This window comes from Microcystis aeruginosa FD4, assembly GCF_009792235.1.
Classification (GTDB): Bacteria; Cyanobacteriota; Cyanobacteriia; order Cyanobacteriales; family Microcystaceae; genus Microcystis; species Microcystis viridis.
In genome coordinates, this window is the sequence record NZ_CP046973.1 from 3,780,285 (window position 1) to 3,796,947 (window position 16,663).

At 41.4% G+C, this 16,663-nt stretch carries 17 protein-coding genes and 1 pseudogene; 3 read left to right on the forward strand and 15 right to left on the reverse strand.

Translation table 11 applies throughout. The features are described from left to right. The first annotated feature begins 6 nt into the window (after positions 1–6). The 3 genes from GQR42_RS18925 to GQR42_RS29585 all read left to right on the forward strand — a co-directional run bounded on the left by GQR42_RS18925 (position 7) and on the right by GQR42_RS29585 (position 3,496). Positions 7–339 (forward strand): BON domain-containing protein, encoded by a 333-nt coding sequence (locus GQR42_RS18925; RefSeq protein ID WP_158201144.1) that lies wholly within the window; start codon positions 7–9, stop codon positions 337–339. Between the two features lie 329 nt (positions 340–668). Next, complete coding sequence (gene leuS, locus GQR42_RS18930) at positions 669–3,221, forward strand: leucine--tRNA ligase (protein ID WP_158201145.1); 2,553 nt, start codon at positions 669–671, stop codon at positions 3,219–3,221. A gap of 146 nt (positions 3,222–3,367) precedes the next feature. Then, on the forward strand, positions 3,368–3,496 hold the full coding sequence (locus GQR42_RS29585) for a hypothetical protein (protein ID WP_257792663.1): 129 nt from the start codon (positions 3,368–3,370) through the stop codon (positions 3,494–3,496). Between the two features lie 411 nt (positions 3,497–3,907). On the opposite strand, the pseudogene GQR42_RS18935 reads toward GQR42_RS29585, so the two are convergent. From GQR42_RS18935 to GQR42_RS19000, 15 genes and pseudogenes are all read right to left on the reverse strand, one after another. Further along, positions 3,908–4,132, reverse strand: a pseudogene (locus GQR42_RS18935) (IS982 family transposase); the annotation flags it as partial. A 160-nt stretch (positions 4,133–4,292) separates the two neighbouring features. Continuing rightward, positions 4,293–7,823 (reverse strand): chromosome segregation protein SMC, encoded by a 3,531-nt coding sequence (gene smc, locus GQR42_RS18940; protein ID WP_158201146.1) that lies wholly within the window; start codon positions 7,821–7,823, stop codon positions 4,293–4,295. 174 nt (positions 7,824–7,997) lie between these two features. Then, on the reverse strand, positions 7,998–8,267 hold the full coding sequence (locus GQR42_RS18945) for a YciI family protein (RefSeq protein WP_158201147.1): 270 nt from the start codon (positions 8,265–8,267) through the stop codon (positions 7,998–8,000). A 420-nt stretch (positions 8,268–8,687) separates the two neighbouring features. After that, the gene (locus GQR42_RS18950) at positions 8,688–9,620 is read right to left on the reverse strand and encodes a glycosyltransferase family 2 protein (RefSeq protein WP_158201148.1); all 933 of its coding nucleotides are present in this window, start codon (positions 9,618–9,620) and stop codon (positions 8,688–8,690) included. Beyond that, positions 9,617–10,042 carry a GtrA family protein gene (locus tag GQR42_RS18955; protein ID WP_158201149.1) on the reverse strand — a complete coding sequence of 142 codons (426 nt, stop codon included), beginning with the start codon at positions 10,040–10,042 and terminating at the stop codon, positions 9,617–9,619. The genes GQR42_RS18950 and GQR42_RS18955 overlap by 4 nt, the downstream gene beginning before the upstream one ends. A gap of 59 nt (positions 10,043–10,101) precedes the next feature. Beyond that, on the reverse strand, positions 10,102–10,272 hold the full coding sequence (locus GQR42_RS29590) for an SDR family oxidoreductase (RefSeq protein ID WP_371730896.1): 171 nt from the start codon (positions 10,270–10,272) through the stop codon (positions 10,102–10,104). Beyond that, on the reverse strand, positions 10,199–10,471 hold the full coding sequence (locus GQR42_RS29595) for an SDR family NAD(P)-dependent oxidoreductase (RefSeq protein WP_257792589.1): 273 nt from the start codon (positions 10,469–10,471) through the stop codon (positions 10,199–10,201). Before GQR42_RS29595 ends, GQR42_RS29590 begins: the two co-directional genes overlap by 74 nt. Before the next feature lie 346 nt (positions 10,472–10,817). Continuing rightward, positions 10,818–11,078, reverse strand: coding sequence for a type II toxin-antitoxin system RelE family toxin (locus GQR42_RS18965; protein WP_158201150.1), 261 nt, complete (start codon positions 11,076–11,078; stop codon positions 10,818–10,820). Then, complete coding sequence (locus GQR42_RS18970) at positions 11,075–11,320, reverse strand: hypothetical protein (protein WP_158201151.1); 246 nt, start codon at positions 11,318–11,320, stop codon at positions 11,075–11,077. Before GQR42_RS18970 ends, GQR42_RS18965 begins: the two co-directional genes overlap by 4 nt. Before the next feature lie 27 nt (positions 11,321–11,347). Further along, the gene (locus GQR42_RS18975; protein ID WP_158201152.1) at positions 11,348–11,527 is read right to left on the reverse strand and encodes an SDR family NAD(P)-dependent oxidoreductase; all 180 of its coding nucleotides are present in this window, start codon (positions 11,525–11,527) and stop codon (positions 11,348–11,350) included. Positions 11,528–11,530: 3 nt separating this feature from the next. Then, on the reverse strand, positions 11,531–11,752 hold the full coding sequence (locus GQR42_RS18980; protein WP_233271072.1) for a GtrA family protein: 222 nt from the start codon (positions 11,750–11,752) through the stop codon (positions 11,531–11,533). A 60-nt stretch (positions 11,753–11,812) separates the two neighbouring features. After that, a complete protein-coding gene (locus tag GQR42_RS18985) occupies positions 11,813–12,877 on the reverse strand; it encodes an AroB-related putative sugar phosphate phospholyase (cyclizing) (RefSeq protein ID WP_158201153.1) in 1,065 nt (354 codons plus the stop codon). 25 nt (positions 12,878–12,902) lie between these two features. Then, a complete protein-coding gene (locus GQR42_RS18990; RefSeq protein ID WP_158201154.1) occupies positions 12,903–13,586 on the reverse strand; it encodes an SDR family NAD(P)-dependent oxidoreductase in 684 nt (227 codons plus the stop codon). Further along, positions 13,561–14,385 carry an aldolase/citrate lyase family protein gene (locus GQR42_RS18995; protein WP_158201155.1) on the reverse strand — a complete coding sequence of 275 codons (825 nt, stop codon included), beginning with the start codon at positions 14,383–14,385 and terminating at the stop codon, positions 13,561–13,563. Before GQR42_RS18995 ends, GQR42_RS18990 begins: the two co-directional genes overlap by 26 nt. 56 nt (positions 14,386–14,441) lie before the next feature. Continuing rightward, complete coding sequence (locus GQR42_RS19000; protein ID WP_158201156.1) at positions 14,442–16,244, reverse strand: thiamine pyrophosphate-binding protein; 1,803 nt, start codon at positions 16,242–16,244, stop codon at positions 14,442–14,444. Between the last annotated feature and the right edge of the window lie 419 nt (positions 16,245–16,663).

Below are 16,663 nucleotides of genomic sequence, written 5' to 3' on the forward strand. Positions count from 1 at the left end.
TTAGCAATGGATTGGTTAAAAAGAATTTTTGGCTTAGATAAACCGGCAGATGCCGCTAGTGCGATCGCAGGGAAAGCCGCTGCTGCCGGTATTCCCCCCGAAAGAGTCGGATTAGATGGAAAATACGACGAAAGCGGCCTAGCTAAACGAGTAGTTTTAGCTTTTGACGAGACACCGGATTTAGCTGATGAAGACAAATTGTGGGTCGCTCAAACTGGTGGTAAAGTTGTACTAAAAGGCAAGGTTTCCAATCAGGCGAATTTAAACAAAATGGTGGCCATTGCCAGTAAAGTCCATGGGGCAACCAGCGTCGATACCAGTCAAGTAACTATTGGGTGAAGTCGAACGGCTGTTAACCTCTTGTAAAAATCAAAAATTGTTGTTAGGGTTAGGAGTCAGTAGCCAGTAGTCAGTAGTCAGGAGAATTAAGAATGAATAATAATCAGTTAAATGGTCTATTTACATATTTTATGCGATTTAATCCTTATTTTTGATGTTTTTGAACCCTCAAAAGTTAATTATGCAAGAGGTTTAATATTCCCCGTGAAAATTAACCACTAAAACCCAGAGGGTTTTTGCTAGGGTAGATAACCCCAAGACTGGCAATCGCCCCCAGCCGGCTGCTGTAAAATGGGAGGGATAGATACAACTCAGGAGAAAAGACCTCAGTGCAGTACAACCCCGCAGAAATCGAACAGAAATGGCAGAAGATTTGGCAGCAAATGGGATTAGACAAAACCCCAGAAAACGCCGATAAACCGAAATTTTACGCCCTCTCCATGTTCCCCTATCCATCGGGCAACCTGCACATGGGTCACGTTCGCAACTATACTATCACCGATGTGATTGCCCGTCTGAAAAGAATGCAGGGTTATCGCGTCCTGCATCCCATGGGGTGGGATGCTTTCGGATTACCCGCAGAAAATGCCGCCATTGAAAGGGGAGTTCCTCCGGCAAAATGGACCGAGCAAAATATTGCCCAGATGAAACGGCAATTACAACAGTTAGGATTATCTATCGATTGGGAAAGAGAAGTGGCCACCTGTTCCCCGGAATATTATCGTTGGACCCAATGGCTATTTTTACAGTTTTTTGAATCGGGATTAGCCTACCAAAAAGAAGCGGCAGTGAATTGGGATCCTATCGATCAAACTGTCTTGGCCAATGAACAGGTAGATAGTGAAGGAAAATCTTGGCGATCGGGTGCTAAAGTAGAAAGAAAATTACTCCGGCAATGGTTTCTAAAAATCACCGATTATGCCGAACAATTACTCACTGATTTAGATAAACTTACTGGTTGGCCAGAACGGGTTAAAACCATGCAGTCCAACTGGATTGGTAAATCGGTAGGTGCTTATTTAGAATTTCCTCTTGTTAATTCCAAAGAAAAAATTGCCGTTTTTACCACTCGTCCCGATACGGTTTATGGAGTGACTTATGTGGTACTTGCTCCCGAACATCCCTTAACTTTACAAGTTACCACTCCCGCACAAAAATCGGCCGTAGAAACTTTTATTCAAGAGATAGCCAGCGAAAGCGAATTAGAAAGAACTGCCGAAGATAAACCCAAACGCGGTATTAAAACTGGAGGAATGGCAATTAATCCTTTTACTGGGGCAGAAATTCCGATTTTAATTGCTGATTATGTCCTCTACGAATACGGGACGGGGGCAGTGATGGGAGTCCCGGCTCACGACAGTCGCGATTTTAAATTTGCTCGGGAAAATAACCTGCCAATTAAGATGGTTATTACTCCAGAAAGTGGCGAAATTGAGTTAAAAGAAGCCTATACAGAAGCGGGAATTATGATTAATTCCGCTCAATTTAATGGTCTGCATTCTACAGCAGGAAAAACCGCTATTATTGATTATGCCACTGCCCAAGGTTACGGCAAAGCTAGAATACAATATCGCCTCCGGGATTGGTTAATTTCCCGTCAAAGATATTGGGGTTGTCCGATTCCAGTTATCCACTGTCCTCACTGTGGAACTGTGCCAGTACCAGTGGAAAATTTACCCGTTACTTTACCAGAAAATGTCGAATTTAGCGGTCGAGGTGCTTCCCCTTTAGCTAAGTTGGAAGACTGGGTAAATGTGGATTGTCCTAGTTGTGGAACTCCCGCAAAACGGGAAACAGACACCATGGATACTTTTATTGATTCTAGTTGGTATTTCCTCCGTTATACCGATGCTAAAAATGAAAACATACCCTTTCAATTCGAGAAGGTTAATGATTGGATGCCCGTGGATCAATACGTCGGAGGAATCGAACACGCTATCCTACATTTACTCTATTCTCGTTTCTTTACCAAAGTTTTAAGAGACCGAGGTTTAGTTAATGTCGATGAACCTTTTAACCGTCTATTAACCCAGGGAATGGTACAGGGATTAACCTACAAAAATCCCGAAACTGGCAAATATGTCCCCGCAGAAAATGTTATCTATAAAGAGGACAAATATTACGATAAAGACACGGGAGAAGTTCTTTCTTTCTTCTTTGAAAAAATGTCCAAGTCGAAATATAACGGCGTTGATCCTCTGAAAGTACTGGAAAAATATGGGTCCGATACTGCCCGAATGTTTATACTTTTTACCGCACCCCCAGAAAAAGATTTACAGTGGGAAGATGCCGGGGTAGAAGGACAATTTCGCTTTCTTAATCGGGTGTGGCGTTTAGTCAGCGAATACATTGAAAATAAACCCAAGCAAGTCAAAAAAATAGAAACTTTCTCGAAAACTGACAAGGATTTAAGACGGGCAATTCACACCGCTATTAAAGAAATCTCCGAGGATTTAGAAGGAGATTATCAATTTAATACCGCCATTTCCGAATTAATGAAACTCAGTAACGCTTTAGGGGATAATAAGTGTTTTGAATCCCCCATTTATCGGGAAGGAATCGAAACCCTATTAATCTTACTTTCCCTCTTTGCTCCCCATCTTAGCGAAGAATTATGGCAAGCTTTAGGCCATAGCCAATCAATTCACCTGCAACCCTGGCCAAAAGTTGATCCGACTGCCCTGATTGTGGACGAGATTACCCTTGTCATCCAAATTTTGGGAAAAACCAGAGGTACGATACAAGTTCCCGCTAGTGCCGATAAAAGCACCTTAGAAACCCTCGCCCTGGAATCAGAAATCGCCCAACGTTATTTAGAGGGTAAGGAAATCAAAAAAGTGATTGTTGTCCCGGGCAAATTAGTTAACTTTGTCGTGGTTTAAATGACAGCAATTACCACAATGGTAGGGAATTAAGAACCTTTTCAGTTATCAGTAACCAGTCAGATTAACACTTTCTATGAAAAACTATCGATAGATGGCAAAATAGAAACTATACAATTAGTATTGTCTGTAAACAAGAACAACCTATGGATATTGAATCAACTAAAGTTACTGATGAAGAAATTGCCCAGTTTTGCGCTGAATTGGCAGATAATCCAAGTGCGATTGCTGCTTTAGATGCCGACGATATGGCGATTTATTTTTGCGTTTCTTGAGAAGGGAATAATAATGGAGTCAAGGCAAATTCTATAGCTTGCTCATTAGGCAATCTTCTAATTAGGGTCTGCTGAAAAAGTTTTCCCTGGGGGCAGGGTGTGGGGTGTGGGGTGTGGGGTGTAGGGTTTTACCGATTTTCAGGTGGTCAACTACCTAATTTTCAGGGAAAAAGTACCTGAATTTTCCCCCCGATCACCCCTAGCTAAGGCACTTTTTGATGGGAAAAAAGTCTAAAAGTATTATCCAACAAGGTTTTTATATTTATTCAGCAGACCCTAAGTAGGGGGAGAGCCTTCGAGAGCCACCTTCCAATAAGGGACTTGCGCTTTGATCATGTGCCATAGGGCTGGTCTGATTCTTCTACAGAGCGATTTTCAAAGCCGGGATATTATTCCCACGCAAGTCCCTAACTCTTGTCGCCAGTGGACACAAACATGGTCGAGGTAGAAATGTTGAAAATTACGGTAGTGGTTTTGATGGAAAGCGATGAGGATGGTCATAATTTCGCTTAAAGTCAAGATTTTACCACGTTTACGAGCTTTATTATCGGGCCAAAGCCTTGTCTGTTCTAATTTAGGTTCAAATACACGGCATCCGTCATCGACAGGACGGAAAAGAGCTTCTAGACTGGACATAGATGGGTTGGGGGTGCTGATACGGTTATATATTTTTCAGCTTACTAGCCCCCGCCTTTTCTTTCCACTCTTATCCCGAACTGACGTTATGTAAGCTGTTAAGTATCTAAATTTCCGAAGTGATCTAAACTAGACAAGGGTATGGGAGGATAATTTTTTCCTACACTTTAATTCCTAGTACCTGTGTATGGGTTCCCCGCGCTTGGGTGACACCGATGGTTCTTTCTGATGCTTCAATCATCGGCCGACGCAAACTAACGACAATAAACTGCGCTTGTTGTGCTTGTTTTTGGATCATTTTAGCCAATTTTTCTACATTGGCCCCATCTAAAAACATATCCACTTCATCAAAGGCATAAAAGGGAGAAGGACGATATCTTTGTAGGGAAAAAATAAAGCTTAAAGCGGTTAAAGATTTCTCACCCCCGGACATGGAACTTAATCGCTGTACCGGTTTTCCTTTCGGATGTGCCACCAGATTTAAGCCACCATTAAAGGGGTCATTTTCGTCTTCTAGTTGTAAGTAACCATCACCATCGGACAGGGTGGCAAATATGGTTTTAAAGTTTTCGTTAACGGCCGTAAATGCTTCCTGAAAAGCATTAAATCTGAGAGTGGTAAAGTTTTCTATCCGTAAAAGTAGTTCGGTTCTTTCTCCTTCTAGAGTTTGCAGTTTTTCTGATAGTTCATCTAATCTCTCTTTAGTTTTTTGGTGTTCTTCTAAAGCTAACATATTCACCGGTTCTAAAGCTTCTAATTTCTTTTGTAACTGCCGAATATCGCTTTGAATTTTCTCGAAATCTCGATCGCTTTCGGGAATTTCTGGTAGGGGATTGGGTAAGTCACTTTCTAGTTGACTAATTTCTGTCTGTAAAGTGGTTCGTAATGCTTGTCTTTCCTCTTGATTGTTGACTAACTTTTCTGATTGCCAGATAGCCTGTTGTTGTTGGTTTTTTTGTTGTCGCAAAACTGTCTCTAATTGGTCTCTTTTTTGCTTGGTTTCTCCTAGTTGTTGCGATAATTGCTGTAAAGCTTGATTGATTTCTAAAATATTGTGATCAAGTTTTTCTATCTCCAGATTTCCGATATTGCTCTGATTAACTGCATCGGTGATTATTTTCTCAATCTCGGTAATTCTATCCGCAGACTCTTGACTTTTTTCCTCTAGTCTGATTTGTTGATTTTGTAGGTCTTTTAACTGTTCGCGGACTGTTGCGAGGTGATTTTCTTGGGTTTGTAACTCCAATTCTTGAGCGCGAATTATTCCCTGTACCTGTTGCCATTCGCTATGGGTATGATTGGCCTCTAAAGCAGTTAATTTCTCCTGTTCTTGCTGTAAAGATAACTCTAACTCAGGAATTTCTCTGGTTAATACTTCTAACCGTTGACGAGAAATAGTAATTTCCTCTTGCTGTCCTGATAATTGACGGATTAAATCCTCTTTTTCTGTGGTTAAACGTTGTAAATCCTTGCTTAATTGTTGTAGAGATAATTGATTTTCCCGATGACTCTGACGGGTTTCGGTTAACTGTTGGGTTAACTGACTGATAAGATTATTAAACTGGGTAATTTTTTCTTCGTTGCGGGTAAGAATGCGATCGATTTCTGCTAATCTTTCCCGTAGAGATTCCGCTTCACTAGACTCTTTCGGAGAAATTTTACCAAAACGCAGCCCCGATCGCGTCGGTTGGCTGCCTCCGGTCATAGCGCCAGTCATCTCTAATAACTCGCCATCCAAAGTGACAATGCGATATTGATTGATATAATAACGGGCAGAATCTATATCCTCGAAAACCACCGTACTGCCAAAAATATAGTTAAAAACCTCCCGATACTGGGGTTGAAACTTAACCAAATTCACCGCTAAATCCAGATAACCCCGCGCGTGACGCAGAGAGGAAAGATCTTGGGGACGGGGAGGACGAATTTTATTCAGGGGTAAAAAAGTGGCGCGACCGATGCGACGCTGTTTTAGCAAGGCAATTCCGGCAGCCGCAACGCTATCATCTTGGACGACTACATGACCTAAACGACCTCCGGCTGCGATTTCAAGAGCAATTTGATAACGTTCCTCTACTTCGCCTAATTGTGCCACTAATCCGCAGATTCCGGGCAAATCTGACTGTAATAATATTTGAGTGGCATAGGTTCCCTGGGCCTCCTGTTGAGCTTGCTTAGTCGCTTCCAGTTTATCTAATTCCCTCTGTTTGTCCCGTTGTTCCTTGAGCAGACGTTTTTGGGTGTCCTGACTGATAACGCGATTTTGTTCAGCAAGGGTGAGTTTTTGGGCTAAATTTTGGATATCGGGTTCAGAATTATTAATTTTTTGTAATATTTCTTGACTTTCTTCCGTTTTTGTGCTAATAACTTGCTCTAATTCTTGCAGACGTTGACCAGCTTCTACTATATTAGTTTGCAATCGATCGCATCTTTCGGTCAATTGGGCCCGTTGGCTACGGTAGGGGTTTAATTGTTCCTGAAGACGGGTAATATTGCGGGAAAGGTCACTTTGTTCTTTTACCCAAGCTTCTGACGCTTCTGCGAGACTACTTGCTTGCAGACGATGAGTTTCTAGGGTTTCCCTTGCGGTTTGGGTTGCCAGCAGGAGACTGGGTAAAATTTCAGTTTCTAAACGGCTTTTTTCAGCAGTAATCTGGTTTAATTCGCAATTATAACGATTAATTTCCTCTAAAAGTCTGTTTTTCTGTGTCTGAGATTCTTTTTCGAGGTTTTCTAACTCTTTTTGTCGTTGTTGCTGTTGTTGTCGTTTGGCCTGTTGACTCGCTAATCGGGAAGTCAGGGACAGGTGTTCATCTTCCCCGAAAGCTTTGACCTGTTGATTGAGTTTCTCTAATTCTTGACTATTTTGGGCGATTTGTTCGGATAAATTGGCGATAGTCTCGGTTAAAACCTGTTTTTCCTTTTCCCCAGCTTGAATTTGTTCTTTTACTTGCTGGCAGCGCTGCTGGAGATTTTGCCAATGGAGGACAATTTCCCATTGTTGTTTTTCTTGGACTTGGGCCTTGAGTTTTTGGTATTTTTCGGCTTTAATGCGATCTAGTGCTAATTTTTCCAGAGATTTTTGCAATTCTGTGGCAATAATTTGGCAGCGTTCTTCCCTTTCTTTAACCGAATCGATATTCTCCTTAGTTTTCTCAATTTTGCGGTCAAATTCAGCTACTCCTGCCAATTCATCGATAATTTCCCGTCTTTCCTTGGCATTCATGCTGATAATTCGGGTTACGTCCCCCTGTAACACCACGTTGTACCCTTCAGGATAGATGCGTAAACGGTTTAACTGGTCGTGAAGTTCACTAACCGTACAGGTTTCCCCATTGATATAGTAGGTAGAAGTATAGCTGCCACCCTTGGCCACTTTTAAGCGTCGGGAAACCGTCCAATCCCTATCGGTTGCGTCGGGAATATCGGCAATATCAAAAGTCACCGAAACACTCGCTTCGGCGCTATGACGTTGACTGTTATAGCTGTGATTGACTAAATCCGGTAATCTTTCGGCCCGCATTCCCTTGGAAGTAGCTAATCCCAAGCAAAATAACAATGCGTCGAGGATATTCGACTTTCCCGAACCATTTGGACCAGAAACCACCGTAAACCCCGGTAAAAAGGGTATAGGAGTTGTTCCCCCGAAGGATTTGAAGTGTGAGAGTTCGACCTTTTTGATGTAAACCATGGCAATAAGCAAAAAGTAGGCAAGCTATCAGCTGTCAGCTTGAATCGATAAGGGATAACTCCGGTTTATCCTTGAAAATATCCTCAGACTTGACCGGAGATGAGTTTGATTAGTTTCGTGGTTTGAAAATTCTATGACAATACCCTTATAAAAAAATATAGCTGAGAGCATCGCTTAGATGGCTTGAATCCATTCCTTGACTTGGTACTCTGTCCAGATACCATTTTGCCAGTACGGATCTGCTTCGATTAATTCCCGCACTTCTGACTCGCTGGCTGCCTGATAAATTGCGAAAACTTGGCTTAAATCTGCCGTTGGTCCGATAGTAATAAGAATTCCCCGTTCTTTCTGTTGATTTAATCCCTCTAGATGCGCTTGACGATAGGGTGCTCGTCTTTCCAGCACGTTTTCACAATAACTACCCCAAATAACAAATTTCGGCATATTTGACCTGTACTCTCTTGATCTGTTGCTATTTTACGATCGAATCGTCAATCAGACTAAATCGATCTAGAAAAGTGGGGGAGTACACAGAATCTACATTTTACTATAGCGGTTTTCACAGAAGTGAGTCCCGATTGAAACGCTGGCCTATCTATCAATGGATTTACTATATCTAATTAGACTGAAAAACGCTATATATAGATTAGCTAATCCAGATAGGTTTTCTATTGTATTTAAGTAGGTGGGTGGAATTAAATATAAGATGAACGTAGGTTGGGTTGAAGCATGAAACCAAACGCCCGCATGGGTTACGAAGTGCGCTAACCCATCCTACAAATAATTGTGCCTCCCTACTTAATAAAGATAAGCGTAAGTCAAAATTTTCCCTGATCAATCAGGGCATTGGTTCGACAGTATAGATTAATAAAAGTTGATTCTTTCACGTTCCACAACTAAAGGTCTTTTTAAAATTCTCATGTGCATTAAGCCAATGTATTCACCGATAATACCGATAAAAAATAGTTGCACAGAAGCGAGTAAAAATAGTCCAACCATGATTGGTGCGGTTCCTAAAGGGAAATAATTCCAGAACAACAATTTGGCGATTAAATAACCTAACGCCACTACCAAACTCAAGAGAGATAAAGCAAAACCCAAAAATGTAGCCATCCTCAAAGGAACATTCGAGTGACTGGTAATTCCCAGCATCGCCTCGCTATAGTATCGATAGAAGTTGTAACTACTAATACCCCGTTTTCGTCGTTGTTGTTGATACTCAAAAGAGAAACTTTCAAAACCTAACTCTTCAATGAGTCCCCTAAAATAGGGATAGGGATCGTTAATCTCTCGTAGAACATTGATGACTTTCTGATCGTATAACCCGAAACCTGTAAAATTTCTAGTCACTTTTATATCCGAGAGATTATCCATTAAATAATAAAAAATTTGTCTGGCAAAATAGAAAAAAGCTCCTTCTTTCATCGGAGTTTTAACCGCTTTAACAACTTTATAGCCTTCTTCCCACTTCTTGACAAATTCTAGGATTAATTCGGGAGGATCTTGCAGATCTGCTACGATAGGAATAACCGCGTCTCCGTAACACTGAAGAATACCATAGTAACCAGAACGAACGGGACCGAAATTTCTCGCATTGACTATGACCTTGACCCCGTGGTCTTTTTGAGCAATATTTCTCAGTATATCAACAGTTTTGTCGTGAGAAGCGTTATCGATAAAAATATGTTCATACTCGTAGTTAGGTAACTGATTGAAAACCTCTTTAACTCGTAGGTAAAGATCCTCGACATTTCCCTCCTCATTATAACAGGGAGTCATTACAGTAATTTTTTTCATTGTGATCCTTCTCTAAAAACAAATAGTTTCATCAAAACAAAAGAGATAACGGCCATCGGCAACAGTAAGATAGCACCAGCAATTAACATTTTAGTTTTTTGCTCGATGCCAATATCAATAGCATCAACAATTCTCAGCAACTCGACATTCAACAAGAAAGTCACCACATAAACTAAGACAAAACGAAAAATCAATTTGTTGTTTTTGCTACCAAAAACCAGTCTTCCTGTGGTTTGAAAGTTAAATAAAACTCCCAGAATGGTAGCCAGCAGAGCGGCTAACTTGTAATCCAGTCCAATAAGAATAAGAGTGGCAAAGGAAAAATAACCAAACAGGGTATTTATTACACCAACCAGCAAGAAACGGACAAATCTGTGTTTCTTGACAATGGCGACAAATTTATTCTTTTTAAGAAGATACATTTTACGATTTATCTCCAATAGACAGTTGCGATTTTTTATATGTTATGATAGTTTGGATTTTATTTATGGGTAAATCCTCCATCAATAATTATACTTTGTCCGGTGAGGTAGGTATTGTCTTGCGAACACAGAAAAACAACTAATTTGGCGATTTCATCAGGTTGGGCTAGGCACTGGAGGGGAATGGAAAGCAGCAATTCCCGCCAACTGCTCAGGTGAGTTGTTAGCAAAAGTTAGCTCCGTGCCTACATAACCTGGACAGACTGCATTAACTAGAATACCATAGGTGGCGAATTCTAGAGCAGCACTGCGGGTTAGGGCGTTCAGTCCGGCTTTGGTGACAGAATAGACGAAAATAGAACTGATGTTAAAAACTCTACCCCAGCCTGCGGTTTTCATGGCTGGAGAAAACCCTTTGATTAATTGCATGGGGCGATAATCTCAGTCCCTTGATTCTCTAGAAATGAAGCTATAGCCACTCCAATTCTGCGAGAAGCTCCTGTAATTAGGGTTTGCTGAAAAAGTACGGGCGAAGCATTCGGGCAATAACCTATCGGTGAAACCGTAGATTTTCTATCCGAATGCTTCGCCCCTACAGGACGCGGGCCGATGAAGACGCAAGGTTTTGAAGCACGATTCTCTCAAAATCTGGCACCTGTTTCACGAGAAAAGCCACAAAACCCTTACCTTGCCTACATTTCACATTTATTCAGCCAGCCCTAATTAGAGCTTTATGGTTTGTTAAATTTGTCATAAAATAAATTCTCATAGTGAGTCATCCTTTGTAAGCATCTTTTCGATGTCTACAACTCAGAATGATGACAACTGAGCCTTGATCGTCAATTTCATAACGCACTCGATAATCACCTACCCTAAGACGATATTCATTGGCATAGCCTTTCAACTTTTTAACTCCCGAAGGACGGGGTTCGTCAGTCAGCAGAAGGATTTTTTCGTTCAGGCGAGTTTGCACATCATCTGGAAAGCTTTTCAACTGCTTCTGCACAGGTTTAGGGATGATGACTTCGTAATTCATGAAGCTTGTTCAGATTGATTAGTGATATATGCTTGAATAGTTTGATAGTCGCCTATCTGATAAGCTTTTCGTGCTTCCTCTACTTCAGCTAACACCTGTGGATCGTTTTCCATGGAATCTTCTTCTGCTTCAAAAATCTGATCTTCCAGAATTTCCAGAAGTTTTCGCTTCCCTTCTACATTAAGGGAAGTAATTGCCTCTATTAAGGACTCTAAGGAAACTTGCATTCTAACCATTACCATACTGTTTGTCCTCCAATTCTTACACATTTAGCTTGATTCAAAAATATCGATATAAGCATCAATTGAATCGGGTTGGGAGAGAGCCAATTCTGAGCGTTTCGGGGCGATAATCTGAATTCCCTGACTCTCTAGTGCTGAGGCTATAGCTGCTCCAATGCCGCGAGAACCTCCTGTAATCAGTGCTTTATGATTTGTGGTATTTGTCATGGATTAACTCAACCCAAAAACGAGTCTTCCTGTGGTCTGAAAGTTAAATAAAACTCCCAGAATGGTAGCCAGCAGAGCGGCTAACTTGTAATCCAGTTCTATCAGTATAAGACTACCATATAAAAAATAACCGAATAAGGTATTCAGTACACCAACTAACAAAAATCTGGCAAATTTATGCTTTTTAATCAGGTTAACTAATCTATGCTTTTTGATTAGATACATTTTCTCAGTTCATTCCCCCCCCAAGTCATTAATTATTGATGAGATTATTGTTGCCAAGTTTTAACAGATAACTGTCAAAAATTCATTGAGTAGAGGCCGCACTTGATTATCTAACTCTAGCGAAACTTTTTCCATTTGACCTTCTCCTCGTGTTAGGATGCAGTTAATTGATCTTCCAGTATTTTTCTTGTCCAGTTTAATTGCTCCTAAAATAAGCTCTAAAATATCGGTGGTTAACTCTTGGTTATAAGGCTCATAATAAGGTTTTAAAAACTCTCGCAAATCATAGAAATATCCCTGATCTACCATTGCCAGTTTTTCGGAAAAGAAGGTAGCCGTAAGCACCCCTAAAGTTACAGCAATTCCATGAGGAATTTTATAGTTAGTGGCCGATTCATAAGCGTGTCCAAAAGTATGCCCATAGTTTAAAATATTTCTAACTCCCTTGTCAAACTCATCCCGCTCAATGTAACGTTTCTTGATATTTAGAGCATCTAAAATTAGATTTTGAATCTCTAAAAAATCTGAGGATAGTTTTTGAAGATTAATTTTCATTTGTTTAACTTCAGATTGACCAGCCAGTAAATTTAGCTTGATAATTTCCCCCAACCCAGAGCGAATTTCATCAGAAGGTAAGGTCTTCAATACAGAAAAAACAAGAATAATCTCATGGGGAGGATAAAATGTCCCGATTTGGTTTTTGAAGTTTTGGATATTGATGGAGCTTTTACTGCCAATACAACTATCACATTGAGCTAATAAGGTAGTAGGAATTAATATCCATTTAATCCCCCTAAATAAAACGGAAGCTATAAAACAGCCAATATCTTGAATAACTCCACCTCCAATTACTAGCAAGGTACAGTCTTTCCTAAAACCTAATTCCAAGAGGTTTAAAAAAATTGGGGTGAGTCGTTCAAAAGATTTTTGTTCCTCCGTAGCCTCTATTTTTAAGATAGGGCGATCAGACAAAACTTCTTCTATTGGCTGTGAGTACAGGTGGAAAACGTTACTATCAACTAAAGTAAAAACGGTCTTGTCTTTAACAGCTTGTGTTAAAGCATCTTTTAAGCCTTCCTTGACTTCAACACAGTAGGGGTGAAATTGACTTTGGATTTCTAGCATAACTTAAGGCTCTTAAAATCAGGGTTTATTTACAGGTGAAGCCGCCATCAATTACTAGAGTTTGTCCAGTGAGATAGGTATTTTCTTCCGAACACAAAAAACTAACTAGCTTGGCAATTTCATGGGGTTGGGCAAGACGTTGTAAGGGGATGGTAGCAGTAATTGCCGCTAACTGTTCAGGAGAATTATTGACAAAGGTTAACTCGGTTTCCACATATCCCGGACAAACCGCATTTACGAGAATGCCATGGGGAGCCAATTCCACTGCCGCAGTCCGGGTCAAACCGTTTAACCCTGCTTTAGTTGCCGAGTAAGCAGAGCGGTTTTCTCTGGTGACTAAACTAAAGATAGAGCTTATATTGACTATCCTTCCCCACTTTTGGGCTTTCATATAGGGAGAGAACCCTCTAATTAGGGCCATGGGGGCAGTCAAATTCACCTGAAGCATAATTTGCCAGTCCTCATCTTTGACATGGGTAAGTTCATTGAGAAGATTAATCCCAGCATTATTGATGATTATGTCAAACCCCGTCCCCTGCTCGGAAGCGATATAAGCGGCAATGGACTCCATGCGGGCAAGATCCAAGACATCCCGTGTTGGGGCAATTACTTCAACGCCTTGGTCTTCCAATAATGAGGCCATGGCAGCCCCAAGTCCGCGAGAACCCCCGGTAATCAAGGCTTTATGATGCTTTGTTAGATTTGCCATAGATTAACTTATTAATTGAATTGCGATAGCGCTCTTCCATCATTTCTAAGCGAGCATCATCCTCCCGATGAATTGCCCCATAGTAATTCTTTTTATTTTTCAGCCACATAAGCTCAAATTCAACCGCCTTCAAAAAAGCCTCCTCTGGGTTATTGATGGCTTCCGGACAACGGAAGACAACCTTTCGGGTTTCAAAGCGATCAAGATGTCCTTCAGGAAAGGCTTTAAAGAAAGGTAATGAATGAACGGAAACCCCACCGCCTACAACCACTTTTAACCCCGCTGATTTCGCTTTTTCAGCAATTTTCAAGGCAATATCTAGGACTTGATCGCTATTAATATCTTCACGAGTTAATCCCATAGAACCAGACAAGTCAACTCGCCCAATCACCACCCCACTTAAAGACTTGATTTCGGGCAAGGATAACATTTCATCAAAGTTTTTGAAAGCTGTAATCGTTTCTAAGTTAATCAGAAATTCTACATCTTCTTTGTGATCACTGCCAAAGCCAATGTTGATCGCATTCAGGTATTTTTTCAAGGCGTAGGCCGTTTCTACCATGGGAGCAATTACCCGTTCAGCCCCTAAGCTAGTAGCATCAAACATATCCTTGATGGCCTCACAGCCACCAATTTTTAAGTTTAAACCCAAGCCGGCTGTAAGACTAACCTCTTTGAGGCGCATTGCCTCTTCCATGCGAGTGCCTTCCGCTTCAAATTCGGCTTTGACTCCACAAACGTTATAGTTCTCCTTTAACTCCAATAAAAGTTCCACCATTCGTTTTTCCATCGAGTTCATAGTTTTCCTGCTCCTTGATTAGCCAGTTTTAAGTTTGAACTTTAAAAGAGTATAACCTATTCGGTTATCGGTGCAACAATCATATTACTCATAAACTCATCCCGATCTAGGAAGGGGGATAAATCTTCTAAGGGAGAAGATACCATGCGCCCATCATCCAAGCGACGAGAAGACAACTTAGGAGCAAAGGGTTGATTGAGATCTAAAAACACCTCACAGATTTGAGAACCTTCTCCTTCAATGGTTTCTTGAATAGCTTCCCGCATAGTTGAATGTTCTCGGCAAAGTCGGTAAGGAATTCCATAGGCCGCCGCTAACTTTTCAAAACTGGGAAAGGTCACGCCACTTTCCGGTCCACAACCGACAATATTATCGGCAAAGAAATTCTGCTGAGTTTGACGAATCGAGTGATATCCTTGATTATTGAGGACAAAAATCTTGATCGGCAGTTGATATCCCACTAGGGTTTGTAATTCTTGTAGGTTTAATTGAATGCTGCCATCCCCGGCAATACAAATCACTCGCCGCTTACCACTACCAATGCAAGCACCAATCGCCGCGGGTAGATCGTATCCCATGGAGGCACAACCAGAGTTAGTATAGAGGCGCTGTCCCTCTTTGATTAATGCCGCTTGAAATGTCGTCACACAGGCAGTTCCATCACCTGTCACCACGATTTCATCCGCAGGGAGTTCCTTAAAGAGTGCTTGGGCAAAGCAATAAGGGTTAACTGCCCCTTGTGTTAGCCAATACTCGGGTAAGACAGTGGGATATTTTTCCTTACGAATCAAACACCAGTCTAGCCACTGTTGATGATGTTGTGTTGGCTCAACTTCCTGTTGCAGTAAATGCGCCAAGAAGTCGGCTATATCGGCGTGAATAGGTAGATCCGGCTTGAGTGTTGGCTTTTTCAGTTCTGACTCGTCAATATCCACGATAATCTTATAGGCTTCCCGGGCAAAATTTTCCCAGTTATAGCTCACCTGGCGGATGTTGAGCCGGCAACCTAAAACTAATAAGAAATCAGAATTTTGGACGGCAAAATTGCCAGGGCGATCGCCGACCGTGCCTGGCCTACCAATATAGTAAGGATGATCGTTCCAGATCAGATCGTGAGCGTTCCAAGCTGTAACTACAGGGATTTTCCAAGTATTCACTAAGCGCAGGAAGTCTTCATAAGCCCTCCCTAAACGAATTCCCGAGCCGGCGTAGATAACCGGGCGTTCGGCGGTTTTCAGTCGGTTGATAACTTGTTCACAGGTGGCTGCTAGATTGGTGGTAGTATATTTGATGGCATCTTCTTTAGGGTCGTAGCCCGGTAGAGATGTGGGATCAATCTTAGCTCCTTGCACGTTCATCGGTATATCTAACCAGCAAGGACCGGGACGGCCAGACTGAGCCAGATGTAACGCTCTTTCAAGATGGTAGCGAATTGACTGAGGATCTGTCACCATTACGGCATATTTAGTAATCGGCTCCACTAATTTAACAATATCAATTTCCTGATCTCCCAATTGTCTGAGGGGTAAGTCTGTACTTCTGACTACGGTTTCCCATTTCACCTGTCCAGAAATAACAATCATCCCAATAGAATCTGTCCAAGCTCCATAGACTCCGGTAATGGCATTAGTTCCCCCCGGTCCTGTGGTTACATTGAGAGCGGCGAGGCGGTTTGTCAAGCGATAGTAGCTTTCAGCGGCCATAGCACAAGCTTGTTCGTGGTGGCAACAGGTGTAGGATAGTCCTGGACAGCGCCCGAAAGCATCATTCAGGTGCATCGCCCCACCACCAGTAAGCAAAAAAACATCATGGATGCCATGTTCCACAAGGGTTTGGGCGATATAGTCGGCAACTCTCATTATGGTTTCGCTCTTAGATTCGCTAATTTGGTTGACATCATTATAGTTGATACCTTGTATTAGATCATATTCCTATATGGTGTTTCTGTAAGGGATCGGTCTACTAGCTAGATAAGCGACTCCGTGAACTTTCCGTGAACTTTATGTTGGTTTACAAATATTCTCTATAAGCCAACCTAACTACTCTTTAGTTGCAAATACGGTAATAATATCATGGAGGTTCTTTGGAATTGGAATATTACCAAGGGAAAATCTGGACAGGAGCAAGTAAATTTTGTAGAAAATAGAGTTTTTATTACCTCTAGATAATCTGTAGAACACGGTCTTTAGTTGTATAATCTGACCAATGTGCTTAAATTTAAAGTTTCTAAAGCCACTTCTGGTTAAAATAAATGCCAGTGGTTTCTTGCTAAAGTAGA